We start from the raw sequence: 15,962 nt of genomic DNA, 5'->3' as shown, positions 1-15,962 counted from the left end.
AGTCTATCGGTTGCAGCTCGATTGTTTAGCGCAAAAACAGGATTCAAAGTATCGATTAAATTGATTTATCCCGTGCGGCCCAGCGCTTATCGGCTTCCACGAAAGCTGCGTCGCGTTGCATTCCCATTGCTCGCAGGGCGAGCGCCATGGTCGCGCGGACTGCCAGTTCGCCGTAGGCATCTTCGGCTTCGCCGCGCCAGAAGGTGACCAGATGTGCCGGGTCCAGCGTTTCCGGCTTGACGTGGCGCAGCGGCGACAGCGCCGGCCACTCTTCGTCCCAGGCTTCGCCGTCACGGCAACCGTAGAGGTGGGAGGTGGCGTCCGGGTTCATCTCGATCTCGCCGCCTTCGCCCTTGATGACGAAGGCGTAGTCGCCGAGTAGGCGGCTGCCCTCGCGATGCACTTCCTGGTAGCCGGGGTGGAAGATGCTCTGCAGCACGCAAGTGGCGCCCAGCGGGTTGAGCAGGCGCACGGCCGAGTGCATCGGGGAGCGCAGGCCCAGGGTATTGCGTAGGTCGATCATGTGCTGCAGGCGCGGCATCCAGTCCACCAGCGGAGCAAAGGCAATGCCCTTGGCATCCAGCGCTTCACCGACCGCATTCCAGTCGCGGCACAGCGGCAGGCCGAGTTGCTCCAGAAGCTGTTCGCTGTAGACCCGGCCAGCGGTGTGCGCGCCGCCGCCGTGCAGGAGGAGGCGCGTGCCGCTGCCACCAAGGCACTTGGCGGCCAGCAGGTACCAGGGTAGGTGACGCTTCTTGCCGGCGTAGCTGGGCCAATCGAGGTCCACGGCGATCTTCGGTGCCTGCAGGCGGGAGCGCACGGCTTCGGTGAAACCGGCCAGTTCCTCGGCGCTTTCCTCCTTGTGCCGGAGCAGCATCAGGAAGGCGCCCAGCTGGGCTTCCTCGACCTTGTCGTCGAGGATCATGCCGAGGGCGTCGCGGGCTTCCTCGCGGGTCAGGCCGCGTGCGCCGCGCTTGCCTTTACCCAGGATGCGGACGAACTGGGCGAAGGGGTGTTCGGCGGGTGTCTGCAGGATGAGCGGGGAGGCAGTCATAGGCAATTGGTCGGCTTCGGCAGCCCGGCGAGCTTGGCGGCAAGCTTGGCCGGTGTGCCCTTGAACAGGAGGTTGAGGTGCAGGCTGCTGCCCTTTTCCGCGCCCAGCTTCTGGGCGACGTACTTGATCAGCGGACGGTTGGCCGGCGAGAGCTGGAACTCGCCGTAGAACTCGCGCAGCAGCAGGAGAATTTCCCAGTGCTCGGGAGTCAGGTGGATGCCCTCGTTGTGTGCCAGGGCCTCGGCGGTGGCATCGCTCCAGTCGTCGAGGTCGATGAGGTAGCCGTCTTTGTCCAGGGGCAGGGAGTGGCCGTTGACCAGTAGGGTGCTCATAGCCAGGCGTTCACCTTGTTGAAGCGGGTGCAGAGCTCGACGAAACCGGGGTAATCCACGGCGACGACGCGGGCGGGCACATCATCCATGCCGCGGGCCTGCAGGTCTTCGAGCAGAGCGAAGAGCGGATTGGCTGCGGGCATCAGCTCAAGCGCCTGGCAGGGCGCGGTGCCGTCGCGCAGGGCGTAGACGGCTTCGCCGGTCAGCAGCAGGCCGTCGTCCGGGCCGAGCAGGTGCAGACAGCTGGCGAGCCGGCCGTCATTGAAGGGGGAGTGCGAGAGCAGGTGGAGAGTTGCCATCAGATCGTGATCACCTGGTCGTGGGTTTGCAGCAGATTGCGCAGCGCGACATCGTCCAGCGCCTGGGTGGGCAGCGTCAGGCTGGCGCCGTTCAGTCCACGCTCGGCGAGGCTGCGGCTGCTGGCATAGAGCGCTTCCACGCCGAACAGTGGCAGGGCTTGCAGGTTGGCCTGCAGGTCCTTCTGTTCGACCGTGGTGGGGCGCTGGTCGGGCGCAAGCTGGAACACGCCGTCATCGAGGAAGAGCATCGATATCGGCAGGTCAAAGGCGCCGCCAGCCAGGGCGATATCCAGCGCCTCGCGGGCGGCGGGGCCTGCCCAGGGTGCCTGACGGCTGATGATCAGGAGGGACTTGGCCATCAGTTGCCTCCAAAGCAGACCAGACGGTCCGCCAGTTGTGCTGCTTCATGCAGCTGGCCGAGGCCGGAAAGATCCCAGGGCGCCTGCAGGTTCGCGGCGGGACGGGAATAGCGGTTGGCTTCTTCTGGATTGAGTACGCCCCGGCGCAGTGCAGCGGCAATGCAGACCACTCCGTCCAGTTGGTGATCGGCGACAAAGCGCGTCCACGCGGCGGCGACGTCCAACTCATCCTGGCTGGCGACGGTGTTCGCCGAGGCGCTGTGCACACCGTCCTGATAGAAGAACAGGCGGGTGATTTCGTGGCCGCCGGCCAGTGCGGCCTCGGCAAAGCGCAGGGCGCGTCGGGCTGCCGGCGAATGCGGCGGAGAGAAGAGGGCGATGACGAACTTCATGGAGCAGGCCTTGGCGGCAAGTTTTCGCTGGATGATACGGCGCTATGCGGATCTTTGCCGCGCCGAAAATGAAAAAAGCCCGTCGAGACGGGCTTTTCCTGAGTGGCGCGAGGATCAGTCGTCGCTGCCCATGATGCCGAAGATCTGCAGCAGGCTGATGAACAGGTTGTAGATCGACACGTACAGGCTGATGGTGGCCATGATGTAGTTGCGCTCGCCACCGTGGATGATCGCGCTGGTCTGGAACAGGATCATCGCCGAGGAGAACAGTACGAAGCCGGCGCTGATGGCCAGTTGCAGGCCGCTGATCTGGAAGAACATCGAGACCAGCACGGCGCCCAGCAGCACGAAGAAGCCAGCGGTGATGAAGCCGGACAGGAAGCTCATGTCCTTGCGGGTGGTCAGCACATACGCGGACAGGCCGAAGAACACCAGGGCAGTCATGAAGAAGGCTGACGAGATTATGCCCGCGCCATTGGCCATGCCCAGGTACATGTTCAGGATCGGGCCGAGGGTGTAGCCCATGAAGCCGGTGAGGGCGAAGGTGCTGACCAGGCCCCAGGCGCTGTTGCGCAGCTTCACGGTGAGGAAGAACAGGCCGTAGAAGCCCAGCAGCACCACGAAGAAACTGGGGTAGGGCAGGCGCAGCTGCTGCGAGGCGTAGGCCACCAGGCCGCTGAAGGCCAGAGTCAGGGCCAGCAGGCCGTAGGTGTTGCGCAGGACGCCGCTGACTTCTTTCTGCTCCACGGCTGTGGAGTCGAGATATTGCCGTTCTTGCATGTCGAGACACTCCTGTTAAGCGGGATACGGATCCATGACCGTAGTGTTGCTCATCATAACAGAGGGAAAAGCGCGCTGAATCATCAGAGTTTGACAGTGTGTTGCGATCCGGTAATATTGCCGCCCGCTCATGTGGAAGCGTGGCCGAGTGGTTTAAGGCAACGGTCTTGAAAACCGTCGACGGGCAACTGTCCTAGAGTTCGAATCTCTACGCTTCCGCCACCATTACAACGTTGAAAGCCCCGCTCTGCGGGGCTTTCGCGTTTCTCGCAGTGTGTCCTTTCAGTGTGCGTCCTCCGTTTACTCCTCGCGGTCTTTGCGAATGCATTGCGCAAGTTGAACAACGTCAGAAAAGCCAGTCATCCCTGTAGATGATTCTGTAGGACATTGATCTGCTCCGTTAAACTTCAAGCCCCACTCTCCGGAAAACTCTGAATGAACCAAGTCGAAGATCTCGAGCGGCAGATGCGCGAAGCGCTGGGCGTTGCTCCGAAGAAGGCGAAAACCACACGGGAAGCCAGTAACCCCATGCGGGGCTACCTGATCGTGCTCAGCGTGCGAGGAGAGGGTGGGCCTGCGTTTCGCTTCGAGCATCGCTCGCGCTCGCTGAGCCGCACTGAAGCGATCCTGGAGGCGGAAAAAGCCGCGCGGGCGGAAGGTTACAAGCCCTGGGCCCTGCTGGATGCCGTTGAGGCCTGAGGTTGGTTGACAGGGAGCTCGACAGCAGCAGCGGCATTGACTGTTAGTGGGGCCGTTAGTTGCCGGCATTGCGCGGTTGGTTCTTCGCAAAAAAACGCCGCGCCGATGGAGTACATCTGCAGGACGATGCTGACTAAAGATCTGATCGCTTCTACAGCGTATTAGTTAGCAGAGACTCGCTCTGAATCGGTGAGTAGACCGGCGACTGCGCTAAAGACGGCAGTGAATCAGCCGGTGGATACGCTTCCCGCGGCGCTTACTGAGACTGAAGGCGTTTGATTGCGCTTTCCTCTAGCTGCAACTGTGCCATCCAGGCGTGGAGAGTGCCGGCACAACCGTCCTAGACGAGCTGGTAGGCATCTGTCAGCATTTGTCCCTTGTATGCTTCGTTTCTCTGGCGCTTGCATTTTGGCGAGCCGCTTCCAAGCTAGGTCGTAGAGCCGCTTTCTGTTAAGGTTCGCCCGTTGTTCGACGTCCCTTTTCGGGTCTCACCATTCCATTCTGCTCAAGGAGTGCTGCGTGATTAAGGTGCTGGTGGTCGATGATCACGATCTGGTGCGCACCGGAATTACCCGCATGCTGGCTGATATCGACGGCCTGCAGGTCGTTGGGCAGGCCGACTCCGGCGAGAGGGGGTTGCAACTGGCGCGTGAGCTCAAGCCCGACGTCGTGCTGATGGATGTGAAGATGCCCGGTATCGGCGGCCTCGAAGCGACCCGCAAGCTGCTACGCAGCCAGCCCGACGTTCGCGTCGTGGTGGTGACCGTTTGCGAGGAGGATCCGTTCCCGACTCGCCTGATGCAGGCCGGAGCGGCCGGTTATCTCACCAAGGGCGCGGCTCTGGACGAGATGGTCCAGGCGATTCGCCAGGTGTTTGCCGGCCAGCGCTATATCAGTCCACAAATCGCTCAGAATCTCGCACTGAAATCCTTCGAGCCGGAAAAGAACGCTTCGCCGTTTGACACCCTGTCCGAGCGCGAAATTCAGATCGCCCTGATGATTGCCAATTGCCATAAGGTGCAGAGCATCTCGGACAAGCTGTGCCTCTCGCCCAAGACCGTGAACACCTACCGCTACCGTATTTTCGAGAAGCTCTCGATCACCAGTGACGTCGAACTGGCGCTGCTGGCTGTCCGGCACGGCATGGTCGACGCCAGTAACTGATCATGGTCGCGCAGTTCGATTCGGCGGCTTTCCTGGCCACCTGCAGTGGGCGGCCGGGTGTTTATCGGATGTTCGACGCTGAGGCCAAGCTGCTGTATGTGGGCAAGGCAAAGGACCTCAAGAAGCGCCTCTCCAGTTATTTCCGCAAGTCCGGCCTGGCGCCGAAGACCGCCGCCCTGGTGGCGAAGATAGCCCAGGTCGAGACCACCATTACCGCCAACGAGACTGAGGCGCTGCTGCTCGAGCAGACGCTCATCAAGGAGTGGCGCCCGCCGTACAACATCCTGCTGCGCGACGATAAATCGTACCCCTATGTTTTTCTTTCGAGCGAGGATGAGTATCCGCGCCTGACCATTCACCGTGGTGCAAAGAAGGCGAAAGGGCGATATTTCGGCCCGTATCCGAGCGCCGGCGCGATTCGCGAAAGCCTGGCGCTCCTGCAGAAGGCCTTCTTCGTGCGCCAATGTGAGGACAGCTACTACCGTAACCGCACGCGTCCGTGCCTGCAGTATCAGATCAAGCGCTGCAAGGCCCCTTGTGTCGGGCTGGTGAGTGAGGAGGAGTACGCAGAAGACGTGCGCCACTCGATCATGTTCCTCGAGGGGCGCAGTAATGTGCTGGCCGAGGAGCTCTCCGCCAGCATGGAGCAAGCAGCTATGCGCCTGGATTTCGAAAAGGCGGCGGCGTTGCGCGACCAGGTCCAGATCCTGCGCCGCGTGCAGGACCAGCAGAGCATGGAGTTCGGCAGCGGCAATGTCGATGTGATCGCAGCTATCGTTACGCCGGGCGGTGCATGTGTGCACCTGATCAGTGTGCGTGGCGGGCGGGTGCTAGGCAGCAAGAACTTCTTCCCGCAAGTGGCGATCGAGGAGGATGTGGGGGGCGTGCTGTTGGCCTTCCTGGGGCAGTATTACCTCAGCCATCACGAGCGCGATCTGCCGAATGAGTTGATCGTCAACGCCATGCATGAAGACTTCCCTGTCCTGGCAGCGGCTATCGAAGAGTCCCGCGGTCGCCTGCTGGAGATCACTCCGCGGGTTCGAGGCACCCGTGCGCGCTGGCAGCAACTGGCCGTGACTAATGCCGAGCAGGCGCTGGCCGCCCGTCTTGCGAACCGCCAGCATATGGCGGCACGCTTCGATGCGCTGGGCGAGGCCCTCGACTTGCCCGAGCCGCCGCAGCGTCTCGAGTGTTTCGATATCAGCCACTCCAGCGGCGAGGCGACAGTAGCCTCCTGCGTGGTTTTTGGCCCGGAAGGTGCGCTGAAGTCGGATTATCGCCGCTTCAATATCGAAGGTATTACTGGCGGCGACGACTACGCCGCCATGCATCAGGCGCTGACCCGTCGATTCAGTCGCTTGAAGGAAGGCGAGGGCAAGATGCCCGATATCCTGCTCGTGGATGGCGGTAAAGGTCAGTTGGCGATGGCGCAGGAAGTGCTCCAGGAGTTGGCGGTTGTCGGGCTGACGCTGCTCGGTGTCGCCAAGGGCGTCACCCGCAAACCCGGCCTGGAAACGCTCTACCTTAATGACGCCGAACACGAATTCACCTTGCCCGCAGACTCGCCGGCCCTGCATCTGATTCAGCAGATTCGTGACGAGGCGCACCGCTTTGCCATCACCGGCCACCGTGCGCGGCGGGGCAAGGCGCGCCGCACTTCAACCCTTGAAGATGTTGCTGGTGTCGGGCCCAAGCGCCGGCGCGATCTGCTCAAGCATTTCGGCGGGTTGCAGGAATTGGGCAGAGCCAGTATCGATGAAATCGCCAAGGCCCCCGGCATCAGCAAAAAGCTGGCAGAGCAGATTTATGCTGCACTGCACAGCGAGTAGAATGCCATCTCAACTCGCAGACCTACCGACCCGATGAATATCCCGAACCTGCTTACACTGCTTCGCGTTCTGCTCATTCCGATCTTCATCCTTCTGTTCTACCTCCCGTTTCCAGCCAGCCATCTGGCTGCGAGCGCTGTATTCGCTCTGGCCGCTGCCACCGACTGGCTGGACGGCTATCTTGCGCGTCGGCTGGGGCAGAGCACGCCTTTCGGTGCCTTCCTCGATCCGGTAGCGGACAAGCTGATGGTCGCCACCGCGCTGGTGCTGCTGGTGGAAGAGCACGCCAATCTCTGGCTGACCTTGCCGGCTGCCATCATCATTGGTCGCGAGATCGTGGTGTCCGCACTGCGTGAGTGGATGGCCGAGATCGGGGCGAGGGCGCATGTGGCTGTTTCGAGCCTGGGTAAATGGAAGACCGCTGCGCAGATGCTGGCGCTGGTCATTCTCCTGGCCAACCCTCCGCTGATGACCTTCTGGGTGGTGGTTGGCTACGGGCTACTTATTGTTGCCGCCATCCTCACCCTGTGGTCGATGCTGCACTATCTGCTAGCGGCCTGGCCGCATCTGAACACGACCCCGAAAGAGAAATAACTTTTTTTGAATCAAGGAGTTGACAGGCATTTCTGAAACGTTAGAATGTCGCCCGTCAACACGACAATGCGGGAATAGCTCAGTTGGTAGAGCACGACCTTGCCAAGGTCGGGGTCGCGAGTTCGAGTCTCGTTTCCCGCTCCAGATTTTGATGATTCGCTTGAATCATCCGTGTCATGGCTGAGTAGCAGAGTGGTTATGCACCGGATTGCAAATCCGTGAACGCCGGTTCGATTCCGACCTCAGCCTCCAATAGAAAAGCCCTGTAAATCGACGATTTACAGGGCTTTTTCTTTAAGTGCTCTGTGTGCGGATGCAAGTTTCAACATCTTGCGCAGGGGATTAAGGGCTGTATATAGTCCAGCCCTTTCAGGGCTCGCAGGAGTCCAGTCGACGCTGCAAAGCGCTACCGCCCGGATGGCGAAATCGGTAGACGCAGGAGACTTAAAATCTCTCGCCCTTTGGGCGTGCCGGTTCGATTCCGGCTCCGGGCACCAACTTTCTACCTCCCCGAGTCATTGCGAATTGCATGTCTGATTCGAGGTGAGCGCAAAACTTGAAAAAACCGGCTTAAGCCGGTTTTTTCAACTCTGGTGTTCAAGCTCTGACATTGGCCATTGAGCGTAATTTCACACCGGCCTTGACGATGCGCCGTTGGCGCAATGGGGCGGCGGTCTCGTAGAAGTTCTGCAATGGTACTTCGTCCTTGAAGTGATCTGCATCGCGCTCCTGCAGCGGGCCGTGTTCGGTTGCCAGGTCGCGGCGAATGCGGTTTACCAGTCCTGTCAGCAAGTCTTCATTGCGCTGCTCTTCCAGGCGCACCACGCGACAGGCGATATGTTCGCCCTCATTCTGGCTCAGCGTCATGATCAGATTGCCGTCCGGTCGAGCCGTGAAGCTCACTTTGAATTCGGAGAAGACCTGGCTGAGGTATTGGGCGGCTGGCAGACGGTCGATAGGCATGGTGTCGTCCTCGGCAATGAGTGAGCAGTTCCTTCCCTTTCATAGCAGGGTGCATACCAATCTGTCTGAAATAAAAAATCCTTTAAAATCATCCTGTTATATATTCCCCCCGTTTCGCTGGTCAGGCGGATTGCAAGGCGCGATGCAAATCGCATGGCATTTTGCACGGTTGCTCATTCAATGCGGGACAGGGTGGTGTCGCGGAGAAGTAGTTTTGGACGCGCTCTTGGGTTTCTGCAGCCGAGCTCGGCGCATGGGTACCCGGAGAATGGCCCAAAGTGTGACCAGTGCCAGGAGCACCCAACCAAGGATCATGAGCGTGACGAACGTGCCTGGATTCATATCGATATCCTCACCCCTCTCTTAGGGTAGTCCACCGTCATCGGTGTGCCGTCCTTTCGGTTGAGTGGCATCTCTCCTGAGGCGTTCCGTTTAATCGAATGTCTTGCCCGCCCGGTGGGTATCTGTTATCTGTATGTATATACAGTATTCGGAGGTGCGCCGTGCAACAAGCCATTCTGGAAGTCCGTGATGCAGTAGAGCCAGGCGGTGCCGCCGCGTCACTCCATACCTACATAGTCCGCGCATGTGGCGAAGGGATGACGGAGGCGGGCATTCATGACTGTGATCTGTTGCTGGTCGATCGTTCCGAGTTGGCCGCACCGGGGGAGATTGTGGTGGCGGCGCTCAATGGCGAGGCATTGATCCGTCGTCTTGCCATCATCGATGGTTCCTTTGCGCTGCAGGCGGCGAGCGTTGGCTATCCGACGCTGAAGGTCGAGGAGGGCGATGAGCTTTCTATCTGGGGAGTAGTGCGCCAGCGACTGTCCGGGAGCGATGCCCTGCGCGGGACGAGGGAGTAGAGGTGGTGCGGGACCAGGCAGGATACTGACCATTTGCCAGTAAGCTCGAGAACTAAATCCGGGCCTTGATGGTCAGATGCGCGTGTCGTCGGTTTCGCAAGTCTTCACAAGAGTCGTGCAGCTTGCAATCCGGGGCATTGTAAGGCGGGCGCAGCCTGATTAGACTGCGCGCAACTCGCACCCCTGTCCCTCTCGAAGGACTCCCATGATCAAGAAATGTCTGTTCCCGGCCGCCGGTTACGGTACCCGCTTCCTCCCGGCCACCAAGGCCATGCCCAAGGAAATGCTGCCGGTGGTGAACAAGCCACTGATCCAGTATGCCGTTGAAGAGGCGCTGGAGGCTGGTCTCGGTGAAATCGGTATCGTCACTGGCCGCGGCAAGCGCTCCCTCGAAGACCACTTCGACATCAGCTACGAGCTGGAGCACCAGATTCGCAACACCGACAAGGAAAAGTACCTGGTCGGTATTCGTCGCCTGATCGACGAATGCACCTTCTCCTACACCCGTCAGATCGAGATGAAAGGCCTGGGTCACGCCATCCTGACCGGTCGCCCGTTGATCGGTGACGAGCCCTTCGCCGTCGTGCTGGCGGACGACCTGTGCCTGAACCTCGAAGGCGACAGCGTCCTCAAGCAGATGGTCAAGCTGTACAACCAGTTCCGCTGCTCCATCGTGGCGATCCAGGAAGTGCCGCCGGAAGAGACCAACAAGTACGGCGTGATCGCTGGCGAGATGATCCGCGACGACATCTACCGCGTGAACAACATGGTCGAGAAGCCGAAGCCGGAAGAGGCTCCGTCGAACCTGGCGATCATCGGTCGCTACATCCTGACGCCGGACATCTTCGACCTGATCGAGCAGACCGAGCCGGGCAAGGGTGGTGAAATCCAGATCACCGACGCCCTGATGAAGCAAGCCCAGGACGGTTGCGTACTGGCCTACAAGTTCAAGGGCAAGCGTTTCGACTGTGGTAGCGCCGAGGGTTACATCGAGGCGACCAACTTCTGCTACGAGCATCTCTACAAGACTGGCAAGGCCTGGTAATCCCGGACCTTTCCGCTCTTTGAGAAAGCCACCTTCGGGTGGCTTTTTCGTTTTCAGGCCTACATCGAACGCGGAATCGGCATCGCCTCCGAGCCTGGCCCGAGCGGCTGGCCGTAGCTGAACTCGACGTAATTGCCCGCCGGATCGCGAAGGCCGCAGTAGTAACCCACCGGGTAGGGCTCTTCCCGTGGCGCCCAGATCAGACAGCCGGCAGCGTCGGCATCCTTGGCGATGCGGTCGACCTCATCGTGAGTGTCCACGGCGAAACCGAAGTGGCTGTAGTCATCGCTGGCCTGGTGTCGCTCCTGCCCGCCGGGCATGATGACGAAAATGAAGTGGTGCTCCTTGCCCGGCTCAGCCATCCAGACGATGCGCGAGCCCTTGCCTTCGCGCTGGTGGATGACCCGCATGCCGCAGAATCGCTCATAGAAGCTGACGCAAGCGTCCAGGTCGGGAACGTGCAGGGCCAGGTGGGTCAGGGTCGGGCGCATGGCAATACCTCCTTCGGGGCCGGCACTTGGCAGGATAGGTCAGGCGGCATGAGGTATGCTGCCCGACATATCCAAGCGGAGAAGCATGATGTCTTTCGATTTTGACCTGTTCGTCATCGGTGCGGGTTCCGGCGGTGTGCGTGCCGCGCGCTTCGCCGCAGGTTTTGGTGCCAAGGTGGCCGTGGCAGAGAGTCGTTACCTTGGCGGTACCTGCGTCAATGTCGGTTGCGTACCGAAGAAGCTTCTGGTCTACGGGGCGCACTTCCACGAGGACTTTGAGCAAGCCGCCGGTTTCGGCTGGACCCTGGGCGAGGCGAGCTTCGATTGGTCGGCCCTGATTGCCAACAAGAACCGAGAAATCCACCGGCTCAATGGCATCTACCGCAATCTGCTGGTGAATAGCGGCGTCACCTTGTTGGAAGGTCATGCCAAGCTGCAGGACGCGAATACTGTCGAAGTCGACGGGCAGCGCTTCAGCGCCAAGCACATCCTCATCGCCACCGGAGGCTGGCCGCAGGTGCCGGAGATTCCTGGCAAAGAGCACATTACCACCTCCAATGAAGCCTTCTTCCTCAAGTCGCTGCCGCGTCGAGTGCTGGTGGTCGGTGGTGGCTACATTGCGGTGGAGTTTGCCGGTATCTTCCATGGCCTGGGCGCACAGACTTCGCTGCTGTACCGCAAGGACCTGTTCCTTCGCGGCTTCGACCGCAGCGTGCGCGAGCACCTGCGCGACGAATTGACCAAGAAGGGATTGGACCTGCAGTTCAACAGCGACATTGCGCGCATCGACAAACAGGCTGACGGCACCTTAGCCGCCACGTTGAAGGATGGTCGCGTGCTGGAGGCCGACTGTGTGTTCTACGCCACCGGTCGCCGTCCGCAGTTGGATAACCTGGGTCTGGAGAACGTCTCGGTCGAACTGGATGAGCGTGGCTACATCAAGGTGGACGAGGCTTACGGCAGCAGCGAGCCGTCGATTCATGCCATTGGTGATGTAATCGGCAAGGTGCAGCTGACGCCTGTGGCGCTGGCCGAAGGCATGGCGCTGGCGCGCAAGCTGTTCCGCCCACAGGAATACCGACCGGTGGACTACAAGCTGATTCCGACCGCGGTCTTCAGTCTGCCCAATATCGGGACAGTCGGTTTCACCGAGGATGAAGCGCGTAGTGCCGGGCACAAGGTGAAGGTCTTCGAGAGCCGTTTCCGGCCGATGAAGCTGACTCTTACCGAATGCCAGGAAAGGACCCTGATGAAGCTGGTTGTCGATGCGGATAGCGACAGGGTACTGGGTTGCCACATGGTTGGCCCGGAAGCGGGGGAAATCCTGCAGGGCATCGCTGTTGCGCTGAAGGCCGGGGCGACCAAGCGGGTGTTTGATGAAACCATAGGTATTCACCCGACGGCGGCCGAAGAGTTCGTGACGCTGCGCACGCCGGTCGGTGCCTGACAGCTAGGACAGCGGAAACAAGAAGCCGGTGCATTTGCACCGGCTTTTTTGTGGGCGAGCGCGTCGTTAGTTGGCACGCTCCAGCGGAGCATGTCCGTCGTCCTGGCGCTGGGCGTAGCGCTGGGCGAGCACGGCGCAGACCATCAGCTGGATCTGGTGGAAGAGCATCAACGGCAGCAGGATCACGCCGACAGTACTGCTGGCGAATAACACCGAAGCCATGGGTACGCCGGTGGCCAGGCTCTTCTTCGAGCCGCAGAAGACGATGGTGATGCGGTCTTCCAGGGAGAAGCCCAGGTAGCGTCCCAGCAGGTTGGTGGCGATCAGCGCCAGGGCCAACAGCACGCAGCAGGCAACTACCAGGCCGGCCAGCGCCGGCAGCGGGATCTGGTGCCAGAGACCCTGGATCACCGCGGCGCTGAAGGCGGTATAGACCACCAGCAGGATCGAGCCTTGATCGACGTACTTCAGCACCGGCTTGTTGCGCTCAACCCAGGCGCCGATCCACGGACGCAGCAGTTGCCCGGCGACGAAGGGCACGAGCAGTTGCAGGGTGATCTTGCCGATAGCATCGAGGGTCGATATGCCGGTGTCACCATGGGTGCCGATCAGCAGTTGCACCAGCAGCGGGGTAAGGAACACGCCCATCAGGCTGGAAGCTGAGGCGCTGCAGATCGCCGCGGACACGTTGCCGCGCGCCAGCGAGGTGAAGGCGATCGACGATTGAACGGTGGCTGGCAGCGCGCAGAGGTAGAGCATGCCCAGGTACAGGTCTGGGGTGACCAGTGGCGACAGCACCGGCTTGAGCGCCATGCCGAGGATCGGGAAGAGGATGAAGGTGCAGGCGAACACCAGCAGGTGCAGGCGCCAGTGGGTGGCACCGGCGACGATGGCTTGGCGCGACAACTTCGCACCGTGCAGGAAGAACAGCAGCGCAATGCCCAGGTTGGTGACCCAGCCGAAGATCACGGCGGCGGTGCCTTCGCAGGGCAGCAGGCTGGCAACGGTCACGGTGGCGATCAGTGCCAGGGTGAAGTTGTCGGGGAGCAGGCGTGGGCGAGCCATGGGCACATCTCTCATCGTTGTTGTGTGTGAAAGACCGCTAGGGTCAGGTTCGCACTCTAAGCCCGGGAGGATGTGCCGGCTAACGCCAGAAAGTCAGCTTATGTCGCTGAAAGGACAGTTTCCGCGCCCTGTGCGTGCAAATCGACCGAACAGACGCTGACCATGCCGCGCATACGCTGGGCGATCACTTCGGCGCGGTGGCGCGGCAGGGTATTCACCCGTAGGGCGATGTCCAGCCAGTCCTCCCGGCGCGAGGATTCGACCTCGGCCGGTACATGGCCCTGAAGCGCGAACTGGTTGAGCAATCGGCAGAGGATGTCGGCATCGATCTCGGCGCGGATCAGGTAGCGCACATCGGCGGCCACTTCGGTGGGAACCGGGCGATCCTGTTGATCCACGGGGAGTTCGACGAGATTGAGGGCGGGAAGCGTCATGACGGCGGGCCGATGCAGGAGAGGTGAGGAATATTCTGCTGCCCATGGCGGGAATTTATTTGCCTGTTTTTAGCAATGAGGTGGGTGTTTGTGCATTAATGATTCTCTAGATGTTTACTAGGTGAATAATCTATGCCTGTTTCACTGGATGCCCATGACCGCAAGATCCTCGCCCTGTTGCAGGAAGAGGCCACTCTTTCCACGGCGGAGATCGCCGAACGTATCGGCCTTTCCCAGTCGCCGTGCTGGCGACGGATTCAGCGATTGAAGGAAGAAGGGGTGATCCGCAAGCAAGTGACCCTGCTGGATCGCAAGAAGATCGGCTTGAACACACAGATATTCGCCCAGGTGAAACTCAACGCCCACGGGCGCAACCACCTGACGGATTTCGCGCAGGCCATGGACGAGTTCCCGGAGGTACTGGAATGCCATGTCCTGATGGGAGCCGTGGACTTCATGCTGCGCATCGTTACCGAGGATGTGGAGGCTTATGAGCGCTTCTTTTTCGAGCGGCTGTCCCAGGTGCCGGGCGTGCAGGAGATCAACTCCATCGTGGCGCTCTCGGAGATCAAGTCCACCACCACGCTGCCGTTGCCGCGTGGCTGAAGGGCGCCGGGGAGGCCGGCGCCCGGGGCGATCAGACGCCGCCCAGATAGTCCATCTTGCCGACTTCCACGCCGTTGTGGCGGAGGATGTCGTAGGCGGTGGTGATGTGGAAATAGAAGTTCGGGTTGACGAAGCCCAGCAGGAAGTCCGAGCCCTTGAAGCTGATTTCGCGGGTGCGCAGCTTCAGTTCGATGGTGCGGTCTTCGGCGCCCGCGAACTGTTCCGGCTTCAAGGTCTTGAGGAAGTCGACGGTCCTGGAGATGCGCGCCTGCAGCTCGTCGAAGGTGGTTTCGTCATCGGCGTAGCTCGGCACTTCGACGCCGGCCAGGCGCGCGCCGGCGCCTTTGGCAGAGTCGGAGGCGATTTGCACCTGGCGTGCCAGCGCAAACATGTCCGGGGCGAGACGAGCGTTGATCAGGACGGAAGGGTCGATGGACTTGGCTTCGGCATGGGCGGCAGCCTTGGTGAGGATCACCGAGAGGTTGCCGAGCATGCGGATGAAGACGGGAACGGAGGCCTGGTAGATCGAGAGGGACATGCGGCGTACTCCAGACAGATGATGTGAGGGCTCGTCACGGTGGACGGCTGTCGGAGTCTACTGCTGGCGTTTGTGGCTGTCGCCAGGCTTCAGCGTCTGGCTACCTTCGGTGCCGGGCAGCGGTCGGTTTCGATCGGGCCGACGTAGGGGTTGCCCCAGCCCATCTCGCAGCCAACCATCTGGTTGCGTTGGCGCTCCCAGGCCTCCACCGGATACTGCTTGCTCCAGGCGGTGAACAGCTGGCGGTCCTGGTTCGACAGTTTCAGGCCGTAGCGGTCGCTCATGTAGAAATAGGTGCGGGCGATCATGCCGCGAACCTGTGGGCGAGGCATGGCCTTGCGCGCCTTGAAATCCACCACCATCGGGCAGGCGCCGTACTGCGATGGTTTTTGCTGCAGCCAGCCGAAACTGTAGTTGGCGCGGTCGCCGTTCACCTCGCCGATGCTCGGCACCAGGTTATGCAGGTCGGCCTCGGCCTTCTGGTAGACGCGGTCATTGCGCGAGCAGTTCTTGCGTCCGCCGTTCTGCCAGCACTGGCGCTGATGGCCGATCACCCAGGCGGGGACGATGTGTTCCCACTCGATGCGCGAGGCCCGGTTGGCATTCTTGCGCGGGGTGTAGCCGCAGCTCTTCAGGTCGACCTTGGTGCCGTTGTAGCGGCAGCCGCAATAGAACTCCACCGATTGGCGGGCGTACAGCTTGCGCCCGACCTTCTTGGCTTCCTCGAAGGTGCGCGGGGCGGCGGCGGAGGCGGCGGTGGGAATGGCGAGGATCAGCAGCAGGGTCAGGCAGCGTCCGAACATGAGGTGTTCCTTACGAAAGTCGCTGCATCTTACTGATTGAGAAAGAAATGCCAATCGTGGCAATGGAATGGCAAGCGTTGGAATGCCCGGCGGAAGCGGTCTCCAGTCCTGTGCGCCATGGTCAGTTGGGAACGCTTGGCAATGGATTTACAGTTGGTGTTAAAAGAGATTAAGTATTCTATCTATCTGTATGTTCTATAACGAT

Annotated in this window: 20 protein-coding genes and 4 tRNA genes; 12 read left to right on the top strand and 12 right to left on the bottom strand. The window is 60.8% G+C overall.

Translation table 11 applies throughout. The annotated features are described in order from the left end of the window. Positions 1-55: 55 nt before the first annotated feature. From CTR55_RS26925 to CTR55_RS26900, 6 genes are all read right to left on the bottom strand, one after another. Positions 56-1,054, bottom strand: coding sequence for a glycosyl transferase family protein (locus CTR55_RS26925; RefSeq protein WP_296291577.1), 999 nt, complete (start codon positions 1,052-1,054; stop codon positions 56-58). Then, positions 1,051-1,386, bottom strand: a complete 336-nt coding sequence (locus tag CTR55_RS26920) for a TusE/DsrC/DsvC family sulfur relay protein (RefSeq protein WP_296291574.1) — start codon at positions 1,384-1,386, stop codon at positions 1,051-1,053. Before CTR55_RS26920 ends, CTR55_RS26925 begins: the two co-directional genes overlap by 4 nt. After that, the gene (gene tusB, locus CTR55_RS26915; RefSeq protein WP_296291646.1) at positions 1,383-1,688 is read right to left on the bottom strand and encodes a sulfurtransferase complex subunit TusB; all 306 of its coding nucleotides are present in this window, start codon (positions 1,686-1,688) and stop codon (positions 1,383-1,385) included. The genes CTR55_RS26920 and tusB overlap by 4 nt, the downstream gene beginning before the upstream one ends. Next, the gene (gene tusC, locus CTR55_RS26910; protein WP_296291572.1) at positions 1,685-2,044 is read right to left on the bottom strand and encodes a sulfurtransferase complex subunit TusC; all 360 of its coding nucleotides are present in this window, start codon (positions 2,042-2,044) and stop codon (positions 1,685-1,687) included. Before tusC ends, tusB begins: the two co-directional genes overlap by 4 nt. After that, a complete protein-coding gene (gene tusD, locus CTR55_RS26905; protein WP_296291570.1) occupies positions 2,044-2,436 on the bottom strand; it encodes a sulfurtransferase complex subunit TusD in 393 nt (130 codons plus the stop codon). Before tusD ends, tusC begins: the two co-directional genes overlap by 1 nt. Before the next feature lie 114 nt (positions 2,437-2,550). Further along, a complete protein-coding gene (locus tag CTR55_RS26900) occupies positions 2,551-3,216 on the bottom strand; it encodes a Bax inhibitor-1/YccA family protein (RefSeq protein WP_296291568.1) in 666 nt (221 codons plus the stop codon). Between the two features lie 134 nt (positions 3,217-3,350). Between CTR55_RS26900 and CTR55_RS26895 the strand changes: the two genes are divergently transcribed. From CTR55_RS26895 to CTR55_RS26860, 8 genes are all read left to right on the top strand, one after another. Then, positions 3,351-3,438: transfer RNA gene (locus CTR55_RS26895), tRNA-Ser, on the top strand. Between the two features lie 243 nt (positions 3,439-3,681). After that, positions 3,682-3,915 (top strand): hypothetical protein, encoded by a 234-nt coding sequence (locus CTR55_RS26890; RefSeq protein ID WP_363712021.1) that lies wholly within the window; start codon positions 3,682-3,684, stop codon positions 3,913-3,915. 519 nt (positions 3,916-4,434) lie between these two features. Continuing rightward, the gene (gene uvrY, locus CTR55_RS26885) at positions 4,435-5,079 is read left to right on the top strand and encodes a UvrY/SirA/GacA family response regulator transcription factor (RefSeq protein ID WP_296291564.1); all 645 of its coding nucleotides are present in this window, start codon (positions 4,435-4,437) and stop codon (positions 5,077-5,079) included. A 2-nt stretch (positions 5,080-5,081) separates the two neighbouring features. Beyond that, positions 5,082-6,908 carry an excinuclease ABC subunit UvrC gene (gene uvrC, locus CTR55_RS26880; protein WP_296291562.1) on the top strand — a complete coding sequence of 609 codons (1,827 nt, stop codon included), beginning with the start codon at positions 5,082-5,084 and terminating at the stop codon, positions 6,906-6,908. 33 nt (positions 6,909-6,941) lie between these two features. Next, a complete protein-coding gene (pgsA, locus tag CTR55_RS26875; RefSeq protein WP_296291560.1) occupies positions 6,942-7,502 on the top strand; it encodes a CDP-diacylglycerol--glycerol-3-phosphate 3-phosphatidyltransferase in 561 nt (186 codons plus the stop codon). 68 nt (positions 7,503-7,570) lie between these two features. Then, a tRNA-Gly gene (locus CTR55_RS26870) sits at positions 7,571-7,646 on the top strand. Between the two features lie 34 nt (positions 7,647-7,680). Further along, positions 7,681-7,754, top strand: a tRNA-Cys gene (locus tag CTR55_RS26865). 159 nt (positions 7,755-7,913) lie between these two features. Then, a tRNA-Leu gene (locus CTR55_RS26860) sits at positions 7,914-7,999 on the top strand. Positions 8,000-8,099: 100 nt separating this feature from the next. Here the strand turns inward: CTR55_RS26860 and CTR55_RS26855 are convergent. After that, complete coding sequence (locus CTR55_RS26855) at positions 8,100-8,465, bottom strand: DUF3509 domain-containing protein (protein WP_296291558.1); 366 nt, start codon at positions 8,463-8,465, stop codon at positions 8,100-8,102. 503 nt (positions 8,466-8,968) lie between these two features. Here CTR55_RS26855 and CTR55_RS26850 point away from each other — a divergent pair. Then, complete coding sequence (locus CTR55_RS26850) at positions 8,969-9,328, top strand: S24 family peptidase (protein WP_296291556.1); 360 nt, start codon at positions 8,969-8,971, stop codon at positions 9,326-9,328. 205 nt (positions 9,329-9,533) lie between these two features. Continuing rightward, positions 9,534-10,373, top strand: a complete 840-nt coding sequence (gene galU, locus CTR55_RS26845; protein WP_015477429.1) for a UTP--glucose-1-phosphate uridylyltransferase GalU — start codon at positions 9,534-9,536, stop codon at positions 10,371-10,373. 59 nt (positions 10,374-10,432) lie between these two features. Here the strand turns inward: galU and CTR55_RS26840 are convergent, their stop codons facing one another. Further along, positions 10,433-10,864, bottom strand: a complete 432-nt coding sequence (locus tag CTR55_RS26840; RefSeq protein WP_296291554.1) for a VOC family protein — start codon at positions 10,862-10,864, stop codon at positions 10,433-10,435. 88 nt (positions 10,865-10,952) lie between these two features. Here CTR55_RS26840 and gorA point away from each other — a divergent pair, with 88 nt between their 5' ends. Then, entirely contained in the window at positions 10,953-12,311 is a 1,359-nt protein-coding gene (gene gorA, locus CTR55_RS26835; protein WP_296291645.1) for a glutathione-disulfide reductase, read from the top strand. A gap of 66 nt (positions 12,312-12,377) precedes the next feature. On the opposite strand, the gene CTR55_RS26830 is transcribed toward gorA, so the two are convergent. Both CTR55_RS26830 and CTR55_RS26825 read right to left on the bottom strand, forming a co-directional pair. Then, entirely contained in the window at positions 12,378-13,376 is a 999-nt protein-coding gene (locus CTR55_RS26830) for a bile acid:sodium symporter family protein (RefSeq protein WP_296291552.1), read from the bottom strand. Positions 13,377-13,474: 98 nt separating this feature from the next. Then, positions 13,475-13,810, bottom strand: coding sequence for a hypothetical protein (locus tag CTR55_RS26825; protein ID WP_296291550.1), 336 nt, complete (start codon positions 13,808-13,810; stop codon positions 13,475-13,477). Between the two features lie 132 nt (positions 13,811-13,942). Between CTR55_RS26825 and CTR55_RS26820 the strand changes: the two genes are divergently transcribed. Then, positions 13,943-14,416, top strand: coding sequence for an Lrp/AsnC family transcriptional regulator (locus tag CTR55_RS26820; protein ID WP_296291548.1), 474 nt, complete (start codon positions 13,943-13,945; stop codon positions 14,414-14,416). Between the two features lie 31 nt (positions 14,417-14,447). Here CTR55_RS26820 and CTR55_RS26815 read toward each other — a convergent pair whose 3' ends face one another. Next, on the bottom strand, positions 14,448-14,954 hold the full coding sequence (locus tag CTR55_RS26815) for a DUF1993 family protein (protein ID WP_296291545.1): 507 nt from the start codon (positions 14,952-14,954) through the stop codon (positions 14,448-14,450). A gap of 89 nt (positions 14,955-15,043) precedes the next feature. Beyond that, positions 15,044-15,757, bottom strand: coding sequence for an endonuclease I family protein (locus CTR55_RS26810; RefSeq protein ID WP_296291544.1), 714 nt, complete (start codon positions 15,755-15,757; stop codon positions 15,044-15,046). Positions 15,758-15,962 lie beyond the last annotated feature (205 nt).

The sequence above is a fragment of the Pseudomonas sp. genome, assembly GCF_002796985.1.
In the GTDB taxonomy this organism is placed as follows: domain Bacteria; phylum Pseudomonadota; class Gammaproteobacteria; order Pseudomonadales; family Pseudomonadaceae; genus Pseudomonas.
The sequence above is the reverse complement of the archived record's forward strand: the minus strand, read 5'-3'. Positions and strand labels throughout refer to the sequence as shown.